The sequence below is a fragment of the Flagellimonas flava genome, assembly GCF_050617915.1.
In the GTDB taxonomy this organism is placed as follows: Bacteria; Bacteroidota; Bacteroidia; order Flavobacteriales; family Flavobacteriaceae; genus Flagellimonas; species Flagellimonas flava_A.
In genome coordinates, this window is sequence record NZ_JBODQE010000005.1 from 191,153 (window position 1) to 207,623 (window position 16,471).

At 42.5% G+C, this 16,471-nt stretch carries 14 protein-coding genes; 9 read left to right on the forward strand and 5 right to left on the reverse strand.

What is annotated here, in order from left to right:
• Positions 1 to 28 precede the first annotated feature (28 nt).
• The 8 genes from ACRHOZ_RS14165 (at position 29) to ACRHOZ_RS14200 (ending at position 6,588) form a co-directional block, all read left to right on the forward strand.
• Positions 29 to 388 carry a four helix bundle protein gene (locus ACRHOZ_RS14165; protein ID WP_431126729.1) on the forward strand — a complete coding sequence of 120 codons (360 nt, stop codon included), beginning with the start codon at positions 29 to 31 and terminating at the stop codon, positions 386 to 388.
• A gap of 27 nt (positions 389 to 415) precedes the next feature.
• The gene (locus ACRHOZ_RS14170) at positions 416 to 1,204 is read left to right on the forward strand and encodes a PhzF family phenazine biosynthesis protein (protein WP_431126731.1); all 789 of its coding nucleotides are present in this window, start codon (positions 416 to 418) and stop codon (positions 1,202 to 1,204) included.
• Between the two features lie 87 nt (positions 1,205 to 1,291).
• Positions 1,292 to 1,900, forward strand: coding sequence for a hypothetical protein (locus ACRHOZ_RS14175; protein WP_431126733.1), 609 nt, complete (start codon positions 1,292 to 1,294; stop codon positions 1,898 to 1,900).
• Positions 1,901 to 1,913: 13 nt separating this feature from the next.
• The gene (gene hemB / locus ACRHOZ_RS14180; protein ID WP_431126735.1) at positions 1,914 to 2,903 is read left to right on the forward strand and encodes a porphobilinogen synthase; all 990 of its coding nucleotides are present in this window, start codon (positions 1,914 to 1,916) and stop codon (positions 2,901 to 2,903) included.
• Between the two features lie 121 nt (positions 2,904 to 3,024).
• Positions 3,025 to 4,221, forward strand: a complete 1,197-nt coding sequence (locus ACRHOZ_RS14185) for a serine hydrolase domain-containing protein (RefSeq protein ID WP_431126737.1) — start codon at positions 3,025 to 3,027, stop codon at positions 4,219 to 4,221.
• Between the two features lie 52 nt (positions 4,222 to 4,273).
• Positions 4,274 to 5,395, forward strand: coding sequence for a CNNM domain-containing protein (locus tag ACRHOZ_RS14190; RefSeq protein ID WP_431126739.1), 1,122 nt, complete (start codon positions 4,274 to 4,276; stop codon positions 5,393 to 5,395).
• Positions 5,395 to 5,865, forward strand: coding sequence for a methylated-DNA--[protein]-cysteine S-methyltransferase (locus tag ACRHOZ_RS14195; RefSeq protein WP_431126741.1), 471 nt, complete (start codon positions 5,395 to 5,397; stop codon positions 5,863 to 5,865). The genes ACRHOZ_RS14190 and ACRHOZ_RS14195 overlap by 1 nt, the downstream gene beginning before the upstream one ends.
• Positions 5,866 to 5,874: 9 nt before the next feature.
• Positions 5,875 to 6,588, forward strand: a complete 714-nt coding sequence (locus ACRHOZ_RS14200) for a 3'-5' exonuclease (RefSeq protein WP_431126742.1) — start codon at positions 5,875 to 5,877, stop codon at positions 6,586 to 6,588.
• Between the two features lie 88 nt (positions 6,589 to 6,676).
• On the opposite strand, the gene ACRHOZ_RS14205 is transcribed toward ACRHOZ_RS14200, so the two are convergent.
• Both ACRHOZ_RS14205 and ACRHOZ_RS14210 read right to left on the reverse strand, forming a co-directional pair.
• Positions 6,677 to 8,872: a S8 family serine peptidase gene (locus tag ACRHOZ_RS14205; protein WP_431126744.1), complete on the reverse strand. Its 2,196-nt coding sequence runs from the start codon at positions 8,870 to 8,872 to the stop codon at positions 6,677 to 6,679.
• 157 nt (positions 8,873 to 9,029) lie between these two features.
• On the reverse strand, positions 9,030 to 9,974 hold the full coding sequence (locus tag ACRHOZ_RS14210; RefSeq protein WP_431126746.1) for an endonuclease: 945 nt from the start codon (positions 9,972 to 9,974) through the stop codon (positions 9,030 to 9,032).
• Between the two features lie 95 nt (positions 9,975 to 10,069).
• On the opposite strand from ACRHOZ_RS14210, the gene hflX reads away from it, so the two are divergent.
• Entirely contained in the window at positions 10,070 to 11,281 is a 1,212-nt protein-coding gene (hflX, locus tag ACRHOZ_RS14215; RefSeq protein ID WP_431126748.1) for a GTPase HflX, read from the forward strand.
• A 27-nt stretch (positions 11,282 to 11,308) separates the two neighbouring features.
• Here hflX and ACRHOZ_RS14220 read toward each other — a convergent pair whose 3' ends face one another.
• The 3 genes from ACRHOZ_RS14220 to ACRHOZ_RS14230 form a co-directional block, all read right to left on the reverse strand.
• On the reverse strand, positions 11,309 to 11,878 hold the full coding sequence (locus ACRHOZ_RS14220; RefSeq protein WP_431126750.1) for a porin family protein: 570 nt from the start codon (positions 11,876 to 11,878) through the stop codon (positions 11,309 to 11,311).
• A 123-nt stretch (positions 11,879 to 12,001) separates the two neighbouring features.
• Complete coding sequence (locus tag ACRHOZ_RS14225; RefSeq protein WP_431126752.1) at positions 12,002 to 14,722, reverse strand: hybrid sensor histidine kinase/response regulator transcription factor; 2,721 nt, start codon at positions 14,720 to 14,722, stop codon at positions 12,002 to 12,004.
• Positions 14,723 to 15,399: 677 nt separating this feature from the next.
• Complete coding sequence (locus ACRHOZ_RS14230) at positions 15,400 to 16,329, reverse strand: DUF3078 domain-containing protein (protein WP_431126755.1); 930 nt, start codon at positions 16,327 to 16,329, stop codon at positions 15,400 to 15,402.
• Positions 16,330 to 16,471: the final 142 nt, after the last annotated feature.

A 16,471-nucleotide genomic window follows, 5' to 3' on the forward strand; every position in this document is an offset into this window, starting at 1 on the left:
CGGCAAACAGCTTCTAGCAAAACAGCTTATGGTTGATTATAGAAATTATAAAGTTTGGCAAAAAGCTCACCTTATGGTAATTGAAGTTTATCAAACTACCGACGCTTTTCCAAAAAAAGAACAATTCGGTTTGGTATCACAAATTAACCGAGCAGTGATATCAATTCCAACAAATATTGCAGAAGGTTGTGGAAGAGAAACCCAAAAGGAGTTGACCCGGTTTCTATACATCTCATCCGGTTCTGCTCACGAATTGGAATATTTAATAATGCTTTCAAAAGAACTAAACTTCATTAACGATGAACAGTTTAGTAACTTATCCTCCAAAATTGAGGAGATAAAGAAAATGTTGGCCTCCTTGATCAAAAAGATAAAACAAGACTTATAACCGTAAACCGTAAGCTGTAACCTTATAATGAAACTAACCCTATACCAAATAGACGCTTTTACTGACCATGTTTTTGGTGGCAATCCCGCTGCTGTTTGTATTTTGGATTCTTGGTTGGATTCCCAATTGATGCAGCAAATTGCAGCGGAAAACAACCTGGCCGAAACCGCATTTGTAGTTCAAAAAAACAACGTTTTTGAATTACGCTGGTTTACTCCAGAGACAGAGGTAGATCTCTGTGGACATGCTACATTAGCCACCGCTTATGTGCTGTTCAACTACCACGGAGTCAATGAAAAAACCATCAATTTTCATTCCCCACGAAGCGGTGCTTTGTCCGTAGAGCAACATTCCAATGCGTTGATGACCTTGGATTTTCCCACGGATCAAACAGCTTCATTAAGGGGAATCTCAGAAATAAACAATGCCATTGGCCTTACCCCCATAAAAACCATCAAAGGAAAAACAGACTATCTATTGATATACAATTCCCAGCAGGAAATTGAGGCCATTAAACCCAACTTTCATTTGTTAGATCAGTTGGATTGCAGAGGAGTGATTGTGTCCGCGCCAGGAGATAAGGTTGACTTTGTTTCAAGAGCCTTTTTCCCCCAATGTGGCATTCCTGAAGATCCAGTTACGGGGTCAGCACACACCACATTGACCCCTTATTGGTCCAAAGTCTTAGGAAAAACCAAACTCACGGCAAGGCAGTTATCAAAGAGAGGCGGCGACTTGCTCTGCGAATATCTGGGTGATCGGGTAAAAATATCCGGGAAGGCAGTACCGTATCTGATTGGTGAAATTGAAATCTAAAACATGCGCTCCTAACAAGGCCATTTGCGAAAATTAATGAAACCTGCCTACCGGCAGGCAGGTTCGTGTCCGACCACGATTAAAAACATGAAAAAACTAAGACTGGAATATGCCTCCCTTTTGCAAGGTGAATTTGCTCCTGGAAAACGGAATTTACTTTTCGTTTTTCAAGTGAATTGTCCAGGTTGTTTTTTCTATGGCTTTCCAACAGTTAGCAATCTCCAAAAGGCATACGGTGAGCAATTAAGTTTTTTGGGATTGAGCACTGCTTTTGAGGATTTTGAACTGAATACCCATGATAATACAAGCTTGTTATTGTCAGAAAAAAAGCTGGTTGGTGAAACCAAAAAGGCAGCTGAATCCCATCCCAATGATTTTCAGCTTTCAAGTATTGATTTTCCCGTGGCCATGGATGTGTTGAGTGATGCATCTTTCATTACCCAAGAAAACATCTCCCGCATTGGAAATAATTTCCCAAATTATTCCGAAGCATCAGCGGAGGAGCAACAGCAATTTGATCTAAAAATCAAGGATTATCTGACTACCAATCCCATAATCCCTGTTACTTTTACATTGAACCAATTTCGAGGCACCCCCACTTTTGTGCTTTTTGATGAAGCATTCAACGTCCTTGAACATTGGTTTGGGCACAAGCCCTATGATGAAATAGAATCTATTATTAAACCTTGGCTTTAAAATTTAAGTATTTATGTTTCCACTAATTCGAAATAGAAGACTTCGAGCTTCCGAATCCATAAGACGCCTGGTTCGTGAAACTACAATTACCCCAGATGATTTCTTGGTTCCCCTTTTTGTGGTTGAGGGAAAGGGTATTAAAGAGGAAATCCCTTCCATGCCCAATTATTACCGCATGAGTTTGGACTATCTGGAAAAGGAAGTGAAGGAACTTTGGGAAATGGGCTTTTGTGCCGTTTTGCTTTTTGTCAAGGTCGCTGATGAATTGAAAGACAACACGGGTAAGGAAGCTTTAAATCCAGATGGGTTGATGCGGCGATCCATTAGGGCGGTCAAAAACGCTTGCCCACAAATGTTGGTCATGACTGATGTTGCTCTTGATCCCTTTTCTTCTTATGGTCACGATGGTATTGTGGCCGAAGGTCAAATCTTAAACGATGAAACTTCCGAGGTGTTGGCAGAAATGAGCGTCTCCCATGCTCAGGCTGGAGCGGATTTCGTTGCTCCCAGCGATATGATGGATGGCCGAATCCTGACGATTCGTGAGGCGCTGGAAGATGAGGGTTTCCATAATACAGGAATTATGAGCTATTCTGCCAAATATGCCAGTGCATATTATGGTCCTTTCAGGGATGCTTTGGATTCGGCACCAGTGGACATTGCCGATGCGCCCAAGGACAAAAAAACCTATCAAATGGATTTCGCAAATAGGTTTGAAGCCATCCGTGAAACCCAAATGGATGTTGATGAAGGAGCCGATATCGTGATGGTAAAGCCTGGTTTGCCCTATTTGGATATTGTCCGTGAAATCAAGAACGAAGTGGATGTACCTGTTGCCGTTTATCAAGTCTCCGGTGAATATGCCATGCTTAAGGCAGCTGCCGAAAAAGGTTGGCTGGATCATGATGCGGTAATGCTGGAGCAACTCACCGCAATCAAAAGAGCTGGCGCCAATATAATTGCCAGTTATTTTGCCAGAGATTTTATCCGCATAATGGGTTAACTTTAAGGCATATAACCGTCCTATGAAACAACCCATACTGCTCTTGATGTTTTTAGTTACATGTTATGGGCAAAATTTTGCCCAAACTAATTTGGAACATTCAAGTCCATCCCACATGGGCATGGATGAGTCATCCATTGACCAACAAGTGGATTCCATCATGCAGCTCGGAATCCAAGAACAAGCTTTTCCAGGTGCCCAAGTATTAGTTGCCAAGGGCAACAAGGTTATTTTTCACAAAGCTTATGGTTACCATACTTATGACAGTGTTCAAAAAGTTGGACTGGACGATTTATATGATCTCGCCTCAGTAACCAAAATTACCGGGCCCTTGCCCGCCCTTATGAAGTTGGTGGATGAGCAAAAACTGGATTTGGATGCTCCTTTCAGTAACTATTGGGAACCCTGGGCGAAACGCAAAGACAAAAAAGACTTGACCCTTCGCCAGATTCTTAGCCATCAGGCTGGTTTGGTTCCGTACATCATCTTCCTGGAAAAGGTGATGAAAAAAGAAAAAATCAAGAGACGTTTTATCCGTACAAAGCCATCCGAAAAGTTTCAAAAACAGGTGTATGAAGGACTCTATGTCAAAAACAGCTTCCTCAGAAAAATCTACAGGATGATTAATAGGTCTGAAGTTTCTGCAGACAAAAAGTACCGTTATTCAGGACTCACCTTTTTGATTTACCCAGAACTGATTTCCAATCTAACTGGGACAGCATATGAGTCCTATTTGAAAACTACCTTTTACGACCCCATTGGCAGCAAGACCTTAGGCTTTAATCCCATGACCAAGGGATATCCGAATAAAATTGTTCCTACAGAAGTAGACACTCTATTTAGAAAAGATTTGACACATGGCTGGGTCCACGATGAAAATGCTTCCCTTCTAGGTGGAATATCGGGCAACGCCGGGTTGTTTGGTACAGCAGAGGATTTGGCCAAGATCATGTTGTTTTACCAAAATCTCGGTGTCACCCTGAGCGGAGAACAGATCATATCCAAAGCTACCGTAGAGGAATTCATAAAAGTGCAGTATCCTGAAAATGAAAACCGCAGGGGACTGGGCTTTGACAAACCACTTTTGGGCAATGATACCTTGGCCATAGCAGATGCCTACCCGTCCCCAAAGGCTAGCCCCAAAAGTTTTGGGCATGCTGGATTTACCGGGACATTTGTTTGGGCAGACCCAGAAAACCAATTGGTATTTATATTCTTGTCCAACAGGGTATACCCTTCACGTACGCATCGTAAACTTTACAGTTTAAATATAAGGACAGCGCTTCAGGATGTTTTTTACACGGCTCTTGCCAAATGACGTAGTTGGAATTCAATCTGAATTATTACCTTAGTACAACTAGATAAATCCCATGGGTCTTCTCCTTTTTTACGCCTTTATTTCCATCTTTTTCTCATTTCTATGCTCCATTTTGGAAGCAGTATTGCTTAGCATCTCCCCCACTTTTATCAACCTTAAAAAACAGGAAGGAAAGGAATATGCTGCGCAGTTGGAAACCCTTAAGAAGGATGTGGACAAACCTTTGATTGCTATTTTGACCTTAAATACCATAGCCCACACTGTCGGTGCCATTTTGGTAGGGGTGCAAGCCAAGGTTACCTACGCTGAACTATACGGCAACACCACCAGAACAATTTTTGGAATTGAATTTACCGAAGACCTCATGGTCGGGGTAGTTTCCACCATCATGACCATACTTATTTTGGTGGCTTCCGAGATCATTCCCAAAACCATTGGTGCCACCTACTGGAAGCAGTTGGCCAATTTTACCGCCAAGGCTCTTAAGGTTATGGTTTTTCTTCTAAAATGGACAGGATTGCTGTGGCTTTTGCAATTGTTCACTAGACTTATTGGTAAAAAAGGACATCATGGAAGTGTCCTTAGCAGGGAGGATTTTACAGCCATGACCGAGATTGCCCATGAGGAAGGTGTTTTCCAAGAATCTGAATCCAAGGTGATAAAAAACCTATTGAAATTTGATGAAATCCTGGCCAAAGATGTGATGACGCCCAGAACTGTTATGAAAATCGCCTCTGAAGACACCACAATCCAAGAGTTTTTTGAAGCCAATAGACCTTTGCGCTTTTCCAGGATTCCACTTTATAAAAACAGTATGGATAACATTACGGGCTTTTTCTTAAAAGATGAACTGCTCGAAGCCATTATCAACAAAAAGGGGAAAGAAAATCTGGGAACCATTAAACGGGAAATTTTGGTGACCAACAGAAACAAGCCCATTCCTGAGCTTTTTGAAAAGTTTGTGGAACAAAACGAGCATGTTTCCTTGGTTGTAGATGAATACGGTTCCGTAAGTGGCCTGGTAACCCAGGAAGATGTGATTGAAACCCTTCTTGGATTGGAAATCATGGACGAAAGTGATAACGTGGAAGACCTTCAATTACTGGCCAGAAAGAACTGGGAATCCCGAGCAAGACGTTTAGGACTTATTGAAGATATAAATGAAGTAGAATAGTGGAAGTAGCTTATTTACAAACCCCTATAGGAATATCAGAATTCAAGGGAGATGAAAATGGGCTTGTTTCTGCACGAGTTTTGGATGAAAATATACCTATCGGAATAATTCCAGAAGTGCTGGAAGATGCTGTATACCAATTTCGGGAATATTTTGAGGGAAAACGGCAAAGATTCGACCTAACTCTCAACCCTGATGGCACTTCATTTCAAAAAAAAGTATGGGAATTACTGCAAGAGATCCCCTACGGAAAAACTATTTCGTATCTTGAGCTTTCCAAACGCTTAGGCGACCCCAAAGCCATTAGGGCAGTAGCCGCTGCCAATGGCAAAAACCCACTCTGGATCATTGTTCCATGCCATAGGGTCATTGGAAGCAATGGCGACCTCACCGGATATGCTGGCGGTTTACACCGCAAAAAATGGCTTTTGGAACATGAGAGCCCTGCCAAACAGATGGCTCTTTTTTAATATTTGACCATGCTTTACAAACTTAACCTGGAACACATCCTCTTTTTGGATATTGAAACCGTGCCCCAGCAACCTGAATTTGGGCAACTGGATGAGATCACCCAACAATTGTGGGCCCAAAAAACACAGTACCAACGAAAAGAAGAATTCACTCCTGAAGAATTTTACGAACGGGCTGGGATTTGGGCAGAATTTGGGAAAATCATTTGTATTTCCGTAGGCTATTTTACACTCAAAGGAGATTCCAGAAATTTTAGGGTCACCTCATTTCATGGAGAGGAAACGGAGTTGCTCAAACAATTCAAACAGCTTTTAAAGGACCACTTCAATCAAGCTAAACACCTCCTCTGCGCCCACAACGGCAAGGAATTTGACTTTCCCTATATTGCCCGTAGAATGGTCATCAATGGAATTAATTTGCCCTACAAGCTGGATCTTTTCGGGAAAAAGCCATGGGAAGTACCACACTTGGACACCATGGAACTATGGAAATTTGGGGACTACAAACATTACACCTCATTAAAATTGATGGCCCATGTATTGGGAGTTCCTTCACCCAAGGAAGATATGGACGGCAGTATGGTTCGGGAAGTCTTTTATCAGGATAAAGACTTGGACAGAATTATCTCCTACTGTGAATTGGATGTTGTGACCACAGCTCAGGTTTCCCTCCGTCTACGGAATGAAACGCTCTTGGAAGAACAAGAAATCAAAAGAGTCTAAGAAAGAAAACCTTCAAGTGGAATTTGGCGGTTTTTTCTTCGCAGATGACCACACCTCCCGTTCTAAGGTTATTGAAAGTTGTCATGGGTCAGCTTTTATAGAATTTTGTTGTTCGCATCCCTGCATGGTCTTCCACCATCAAAACATACAATCCAGAAGCTAAACAGGAGACATCAATAGGACCTCTGGCTTTCCCGGCCTTAATTGTATTTCCTGATGTGGTAATTATGGAATACATGGCATCTTCCGAGAGTTTGGCATCCACAGCTATTTGGCTTACAGCTGGATTCGGAAATACTGTGATGGAAAGTTCTTCTCCATAAGCTAATCGTTCGTAGGTGAACAATTCCGTTTCTTCACCCTTAAACTCAAATTGGATTTCATCCGAAAAATCAGAAACAGCGCTTTCGGTACAAATGGAACGTAACCTTACTTGATAAACCTGTCCGGTAATCAAATCAGAAAGATCAGTGCTGTTTTCCCATAATAATTGGGACTGCCACTCATTTTCACTATAGGTCTTGTACTGCAACTCAAACAGTGTTTCCGCCTCTTCTTCCCATCCCACAGTAACTCCATCTGTATGGGACAAGAGTAAATCCAACCCCTCAGGAACGGAGGTCTCGCAAAGCGAAGCTTTAACCCCTGATAGGATCAAGGAAAAATCCTGGAATCCATTTTTCAAACTCCCTTTGTGCGAAACAGTGATGGTATAAGTTCCTTGAGCATTTAAAATTTCAATTCGTTCATAAGGGTCCACAAGATTGTCGCCTTGGGTCGCAGCATCTGAGGCTCTGGAAGGGTTCAATTTCCATGGGAAATAGGTTTTTCCGTCTTTTGAAATTCGGATGTCCAAATCATTAGTCAAGGCTGCAGTTCCGTTGTTCATCTCCCCTCTGTTGATGTATTCCCCTTCTGGATCGGTCCAGCTTATGGAAGCCATTAAGGTTTGTCCTTCCCGGGCATCAATGGTCATGGAAAAAGTTTCGCCATCCAAAAGACTTTCTTCCTCCACCATACTGCTGTATTCCCTATTTTGAAGTAATTCCGCCGCGGTTTTGGCATTCATTACCCCCCAGCCCATTTTATAGTCCGGGCCTTTGGTCTCCACATCATCTGCTGTATGCAAGGCCAAACCTTTCAGTGTGGCAGCCTTCATATAACTACCAAACAATTCTTCGTGATATTGCTGAAGCAAAAGCAACGAACCGGTTACCCCAGGTGCTGCCATGGATGTTCCAAAAGAAGTATTATAGCTTGTATTGCTTTCCGAAGAAGCAGAAAGAATCGATGACCCATCTCCCGCCAAATCAGGTTTTACTCTTCCATCATCAATCGGTCCCAAACTGCTGTAGCCTGCCACTTTCACATTTTTAAGTTCTCCTTTGCTTCCAATCTCCGTATTGGCACCGGCCACTACAAGCCCATTTTTGGAAGTGGCAAATCCCAGAAGCAAATCATATCCATCAGCGGTCTTGCCATAAATAGGAGTTTCATTGTCATAGGATTTTTGGGCATTTCCCGCGGCAGTCACCATCAAATAATAGGGTGCATTATACATGATTTTGTCCCAATCCTGGGAAACTCTGATATAAGCTCCAAAATACCAATCGGGTACCCTGTCGGATTTAATTCCATAGGAATGATTGCTCATCAGAAGTCCGTTCATGGCAGCTTCTCCCACCTCAATTTTATCTCGCGTCCAATTATGGGAAATGGCCTGGGCTTGATAGGCTACACCTTTCGCATTGGGTTTAATCCCAGATGAGATTAAATTTCCCGTTACCATGGTGGCATGTGCATCCACTTCTTCACTAGCATCCCCATTTATGGCCCGCCCGTTAAACTCTTGGTGCGTAGTCAAGCTAACTCCAGCATCCCATACTCCTACAGTCATTCCTGTACCATCCAAGCCCAAATCCAAAAGTCCATTGCTATATAGGGTATGCGCACGCGAAGTTTGACGCGTTGGATCGTTCAGGGTGGTGTAAAATATGGGTGTACCATCCGGTCCGATGTCCTGAAGGGATACTACGGCACCATCTTTCTGCTTTTCTACTTGTTTCCAAGCTTTCCCCGCAATCAATTGCCGTAATTGGGCTTCCTTGGTATTTTGTTCTTCCTTCCATGCTGAAATAAAGGAAGCCATCTTTCTTTGATCGTATGTGGAACGGATAAATTGTTGCTGGTCCGTAGTCTGACCATGTCCCAAATAAAAAGAAAAGAGAAGAAAAAAATAGGAGGTAAAAAGCCCTTTTGCCCAAGTAGAATTTTTGCCGTCCATAATATTGATTAAGTAAGATTAGGACTACAAAAATAATTTTGCTTGTTAAATCATCGACGAAAACCCCTTTTAATTCGATGAAATACACCGCTTTTTGGAAAGAGATGTTGTGAAACACTTAAAAGGTGTTGTGTAGTAATTTTCTTTCTTTTTATTTTTATCGATTTTCCTTCATCACTATATAAACAGGAAAGTGATCACTATACCCTCCCAGGTATTTTTTACCCACATAGGTTCGGAATGGGTTGCCTTTATATTTTCCTTTCCATTCCTTTAAAAATTTTGGCGCGAAGATTTTGGCCTTTTTAAAACTATGGGTTCCTTTTTGGTAATTCAAAAAACTATGGGAAACCAAGATTTGATCAAATAAACTCCATTCCCCTTTATAATTTGCGCTTCCCGTAGCAGGGGACAATAATTGCTGCATGGGATTCACAAACAAACCAGAGTCCATAAGGGTTTGGATGCTCTTGGAATTGGGGTCGTCGTTAAAATCCCCCATGACAATAATATTGGGGTTCTCGCTTTCCAAACCATTGATCTTGTTCAAAACGGTTTCCGCAGCTTTGATGCGCTTGTGCTCTGTTTCATCTGCTCCATCCCTTCTAGAGGGCCAATGGTTCACAAAGACATGTATTTCTTCGTCATGTAGTCTCCCGTGAACATATAAAATATCCCGTGTGTAATCCCTATCCCCATTACCATTGGAAATCAGTAGTGGAATAATCTCCGCGTCCAATACTTTAAAATGATCTTTATGGTAGATCAATGCGGTGTCTATTCCCCGTTCATCCGGAGAATCAAAGTGGACATAATCATAATCCACTTCCTTAATCGACTTTGTTCCAAGAATGGCATCCAAGGCTATTTTGTTTTCCACTTCGGCCACCCCAACCAACACCGGAGGTACAGAACTATAGTCTTTTCCCATCAATGCAATGGTCCTACCCAGCTTCTTGGACTTTTTCCGAAACCTGGATTCACTCCACTCCTTTCTTCCATCCGGAGTAAAATCATCATCCAAGGTATGGGGGTCGTCATGGGTATCAAAGAAATTTTCGAGATTGTAAAAAGCGATGGTAAACTGGTCTTCCTGATGCATCAGTTCTATGGAATTAAATGGAATAGTGTTTAAAAACACAAAGTACAAAAAACAGCTTCCAAAACATTGATTAGATTTGCACTTTAATTGATTTCATGCTAGAAAAGAAAGCCATAGATTATGAAAAGGCGGTGCTTATTGGAGTAATCAATAAGGATCAAAATGATGCCAAGGTTAAAGAGTATTTGGATGAATTGGAGTTCTTGACCTATACTGCCGGTGGGGAGGTCACCCAAAGATTTACCCAACGCATTGAGGTACCCAATCCAAAGACATACATTGGCAGCGGTAAAATGGAAGAAGTGCAGCGCTATGTCAAGGAAAATGAAATAGGTTCTGTCATTTTTGATGATGAGCTTTCCCCAGCCCAACAGAATAATATTGAGAAAATCCTCAAGTGCAAGATTTTGGATCGAACCAGTTTGATCCTAGATATTTTTGCCCAACGCGCCAAAACGAGCTATGCCCGAACCCAGGTGGAACTGGCCCAATATGAATATCTGCTTCCGCGTTTAACCGGGCTTTGGACCCACTTGGAACGTCAGCGAGGGGGTATTGGTATGCGTGGTCCAGGGGAAACAGAAATTGAAACGGATAGACGTATTGTTCGTGATCGGATTGCCTTGTTAAAGAAAAAGCTCTCCAAGATCGATCGCCAAATGGAAACCCAAAGGGGTAACCGCGGCGCTCTGGTCAGGGTAGCTTTGGTGGGCTATACCAATGTGGGCAAGTCTACGCTGATGAACGTCATCAGCAAAAGTGATGTTTTTGCGGAGAACAAGCTTTTTGCCACTTTGGATACCACAGTCAGAAAAGTGGTCATTGGCAATCTTCCTTTTTTGTTGAGCGACACTGTTGGTTTTATCCGAAAATTGCCCACCCAATTGGTGGAGAGTTTCAAGAGTACCTTGGACGAGGTAAGGGAAGCAGATTTGCTCCTACATGTGGTGGACATTTCCCATCCCAATTTTGAAGAACATATTGCCTCGGTAAACCAAATTCTAGATGAAATAAAAAGTGCGGATAAAAAGACCATTATGGTCTTCAATAAAATTGATCAATACGAAGCGGAGGTAATCGAAGATGACGATTTGGTCACGGAAAAGACCAAGGCACACTTTACTATAGAGGAATGGAAAAAGACATGGTTCAGTAAAATTGGTGATCGCGCCCTTTTTATTTCCGCGTTGAACAAGGAAAATTTGGACGAGTTTAGAAAACGGGTGTACGATGAAGTAAGAGACATCCACGTAACCCGTTTTCCTTATAACAACTTTTTATACCCAGAACACCTGGATCAATATTAGTCCTATCTGGGTTTCAGTTGGGAGGTTTCAATCAAAAAAATACCCGACAAACAATTGAAATACCCGATTGGCGAATTTATCTGGATCCTCATCCAAATCATTTACATCCGACCCCAAGATATAGCGAGCCCCAAAATTAAGCCCATTGTCCAATTTGTATCCCATCCCAAAGGCAATGCCCAAATCGATTGATTTGGTAATGTCCTTTAAGTCTGTGGTTTCTCCATCGTCCTCAACTTCGGCCTTGAGCAAAACACCTATTTGTGGTCCAGCCTCAATACTAAGGTTTTCGGCCACATAAAACTTGGCCAAGATGGGAAGGGTCAAATAATCCAATCTAACTATCTCATCATCATCAGATTCATCCTTTGTCCCCTGGGCAGAGAACAACAACTCCGGTTGGATGGACAGTTTCTCTGAAATGGAGACTTCAGCTACCGCTCCCAAATGGAGGGCGGTTCGCGTGGTGGGGTCATTCAAATCGGGTTGAAGAATGGCAAAGTTGGGTCCAGCCTTAGCCCCAAACTGAACATCTTGAGCCTGCAGCGTCAAAAGGGGCAAGATCAAGGTCATTGAAAACAAAATCAATTTTTTCATTGTAAAAGTATTTTTGTTTAACATTGTGGGGACACTTTGGAATCTCTCCAAAACTAGTTGCCATATCTGATGCATGCTGACAGTTTAATCCCAGATGATGACACTTGTGTTCCTGGAAGGCAATTAATAGGACGAAGGGGAAACTCCGTAGAGTGCTTTAAAGCATTTGGCAAAATAGGAGAGATTGTTGAAACCTACCTGATAAGCAATCTGGGTAACCGAATCCGACTTGCTGGAAAGAAGTTGCGCCGCCCGTTTTAATCTAAAATTTCGAAGAAGTTCTCCAGGGGATTCATTGGTAAGCGCTTTTAATTTTCGATGCAATTGGGTTTTGCTCATGGCCATGGTTTCTTGCATCTGGGGAACTCCAAATTGGGGATTTGAATGTTCTTCCTCCAAAACTTCCAATAATTTTTCCAGAAACTTTTGATCCAATGAGCTAGTTGCCACTTTGGAAGGATCCACCTTGTTTTCCAAATCAGTAAAATGCTGTTTGAGGCGCTCTCTTTGAGCAATCAAGTTTTTTACCCTGGTTCTAAGTTCCTTTGCATTAAATGGCTTGGTCATATATTCATCCGCTCCACTTTCCAGGCCTTCAATCTTGTTATCCATTCCCGCCCTAGCGGTCAGCATGATTATGGGCAAATGACTTGTGTCCAAATCGCTCTTCAATATTTGGCAAAGTTCTATCCCATCCATTTTTGGCATCATCAGATCGGTTATTACCAAATCGGGTTCCATGCTCCTGGCCTTTTCCAACCCAGCCGCTCCGTGATGCGCTTCGGTAATTCGGTATAAATCCAAAAGATTCCCTTTGATGAACTGCCTCATATCCGCATTGTCCTCCACCAACAAAATTTGGGGCAATTTTCGCTTATCTGCCTTGGTAAGCTCAAAGGGGTTTGGTCGCTCTTTGTCTGAATCTAACTGGCGAATTGCATCCGACTTTGTCCGCCTTGTTTCAATTTTGATTATAGGTATTTGAACCGTAAAAAAAGTGCCTTTTCCTTCCTCACTGGTTACCGTAATGGTTCCATCCATCAACGCGACCAAATCCTTGGAAAGTGATAGTCCAATACCTGAACCTCCCTGTTCCCTCGTGCTCCCACCATCCACTTGATAAAAGCGATCAAAAATAAAAGGGAGTTTTTCTTCGGAAATGCCCTTTCCTGAATCGGAAACCTGCAAATTGAGCTCCCCCTCTTTATAACTGGCCCAAAAACTGATCAAGGATCCATCTGGCGTAAATTTAAATGCGTTGCTCAATAGGTTATAGACCACTTTTTCCAGTTTGTCGCGATCAAAAGAGGCCCACAAGGGCGTATCTGGAATTTGTACGCGATAGTCCATGTTCCGCTGGGCCGCATGTGAATTAAAGGACGAGGTAGCAGCCCAAAGACATTTGAACACATCACCCTCCGTAGGTTTTAGTTTTAGTTTCCCCTGGTCTATTTTGGAAAGCTCCAACAGCTGGTTGACCAACCCAAGAACCTTATTGGCATTCCTGCGTATCATTTTCACATCCTCCCGATCCAGATTTTCATCAGGATTTTGTTCCAATCGTTCAATGGGCCCTTTGATCAGTGTTAAGGGGGTTCTAAATTCGTGCGAAACATTGGCAAAAAAATTGGACTTTAGTTCATCCAATTCACGGAGTTCCATGTTGGCTTTTTTCTTGATTCGAAATTGGTTATAAAACAACCCTCCCAGTAAAAGCGACAAGAGGGTCAGCACAATGATTCCATTTCTTTCGGTTTCCCTTTTTTTAAGTTGGAGGGATTGAAGCTCCTTCTCTGATGCCAAGAGTTCTATTTCCTTGGTCTTTTGATCATTTTGGTATTTGGCCTCCAACTCGTTGGTTACGGAAAGCATGTTTTTGCTGTACAAACTATCTGAAAGCACCTGTCTTTGAAGGGCGTGCGTGTGGGCCTTTTCAAAATCTCCCAGTTTGGCATAAGAGCGTTGCAGATATTTGTGAAGTTTTAGGTCCAGCTCCAAGTCCTTGAGGGGTTTGGATTGTACCAATAAATTCTGGGACATGCGAATGCTTTCCTCAAAATTCCCTAGACCAAATGCTGTCACAACTTTGCCAAACATAGCGTCAGAATACAGGTTTTTGTCGCCCACCTCTTGGGCCAGCGAAAGCGCCTCATCAAATTTTGGTCCTGCTCTTTTAAAGTCTTCGAGCTTGTTGTAGACCACCCCGATGTTGTTCAAAACCCTTCCCTGTCCCAATCTATCATTCATCAATATTTTAAGTTCCAGCGCCTGTTCATGATGCTTTAAGGCATCTTCAAATCTGTCAACCTCCATGTAAACACCGGCCAAATTAGTTAGACAAGCAGAAATACCTGGTTTAAAATCGAGTTCTTCAACTAGGGCCAATGCGCTTTTAAAATGGGATATGGCTTTGTCGTACAGCTTTTGCTTTTTGTAGATGCTTGCAACATAATTTAAGATACGTGCCTCGTTGTCCTTGTTTTCAACTTCCTTGGCCAATTCCAATGCAGCAAAATAATGGTTCAGGGCAGCCTCAAAGTTGGATTGGATGTGATCCAGGTAGCCAAGTTCAGTCAATACGTCGGCCTCCATCTTTTTATCATTCAGGCGAACAAAAATTTCTAGCGCTTCATCCAGAGCTGTCTCGGCTTCCACGTTCCTCCCCAAACCTGAGAGCGCAAAGCTCTTTACCCGTTTGGCGTCTGCATACTCAAATTCACGATTAAGCTTCTTTGTCAATTCCTCCGCTGCCAAGGCGTAGTTGAGCGCATCTGGGTAGCTATTTCTAAACGTTTGCCAAAACAGGTCAAAGTATGCTTTTACTTTGAGGCTGTCATCGGGCATAGATGGCAATTTTTGAAGTATACTGTCCACCTTCGATTGGGGGAACGCAAAAATCGAAACAAGAAAAAAAAGGATATGGAGTTGCCGTACCACCTTTGGGCCTATTACCTACAAGTTATTCAAATTGAACGAATAATGGTAGTACAATCTCATTTGGAACACTAACAGGGAAGTTCCATTTTATCCCATTTGTGTATCCAAAACAAGATTTTCAACGGCAATTTTCAACTATTGTCCAGAGGATTCAATCGCTTTTGAAAAAGACCAACGGTCAAGTTCTTCGATGAAGTGTTTGCCCCCTCATCTTCCACCACAACTTTTGGATTGTTCACAACAAAAGTTTAGGCACAAACAACAGATGGGCTACTTTCATATTGTTTTTAAGTGTTAGTGTTACAACCGGTCTTCCATAAGCTTAACCTACTTAGACCTTGGTACACAAAACACCCCAAATTGTAAAATAACCCCACAAAAAAGCCCTCCATTTTGAGGGCTTTTTTGATTTAAAAGGTGAATTGTCCTTCGTGTAAATTCGTGCAACCTGCCTGCCGGTAGGCAGGTTCGTGTCAAACCAGAATTTGCAGTCTGAAAAGCTTCCGCTTCAGTTCTCGATACATCCCGAATTTCATTCGGGACGCTCGAACTGACCGTGAAATCGATTTTCCCTGTTCCTTGATCTAAAAGGAATAGCTCAACCCGAAAGTCCAATAAGTCTGCAACTCATTATCAATAGTGTCGAAGGTTGCTGTTGGGTCAGGTGTTGGAGCGTTGTTTACTATGTAATTGAGGGTCTCCTGTTTGTTGTTTCGCAAACCAAAATCGAACCCAACCCCGATGACCTTCCATAGGGTATAGGCGAATGAGTTGGTCCAGGTCCAGTTGCTCAGATCCCCACTCTCATAGCTTTGGAACATGGACAAATTGGTCTTAAAGCTTACGGCTCCCAATTTCTTGGTATAGTCGGCCACAATCTTTGCTCCAAGTGAAGAATTGAATATGGTATCCTCATTGCTAAACACAAAGTTGTAGTTCAGTGGATGAATAACCACCACTAAATCCGTAACGGGTGTCCAAGTACCCCCGACACCCAAATCCAGATAACCGGGGTCATTAAAGTTGCTAAGGATAGTGGTTCGGTATTCGCCTAATCCCGAAACTGCAAATTTGTCACTGAGTTTTCTACCATAAAGCGATGAGATGTTGAACACATCCGTTGCCTCTCGGAATCCGTCATCATCGGTAGGATCATCTTTATCGTCCAGTTTTACCCAACTTAGATTGATGTTAACCGCATTGCGCCAAAAGAATTTTTCTTCCTGTTGGTTGGCAAAGGCATTTACAGTAAATCCTATAGTACCCGAACTGTTGTTGGGGAGACCCTGGGCAAACCAGTTGTTAAAGTTGGACAAGCTTCCGCCAATAGTTCCAAAGGCACCCACCTTCCATCCCGGAAGAGCATCCAATTGGGACTGGAGGGCATCTACCCTACCCTGAATGGCCGCAATGGAATCTTTCTTTGGAGCCATTTCGGCCTTGATTTCCTCTGCGGTTTGGGCTTGGGATAAAAATGAGGTTAGCAGTGCTGTTGCAAAAAGTAGTCGTTTCATAGTATGGAGTTTAATGCTTAGAACCACAAAATTATGAAATGTCACATTGAATATCTGAAAGTAAAATCAAGTTCAAGTTCAAAATCAGGTACAATGGGCAATGACTGAAGTCAGATGTTAGATGTTAGATGTTAGATGTTAG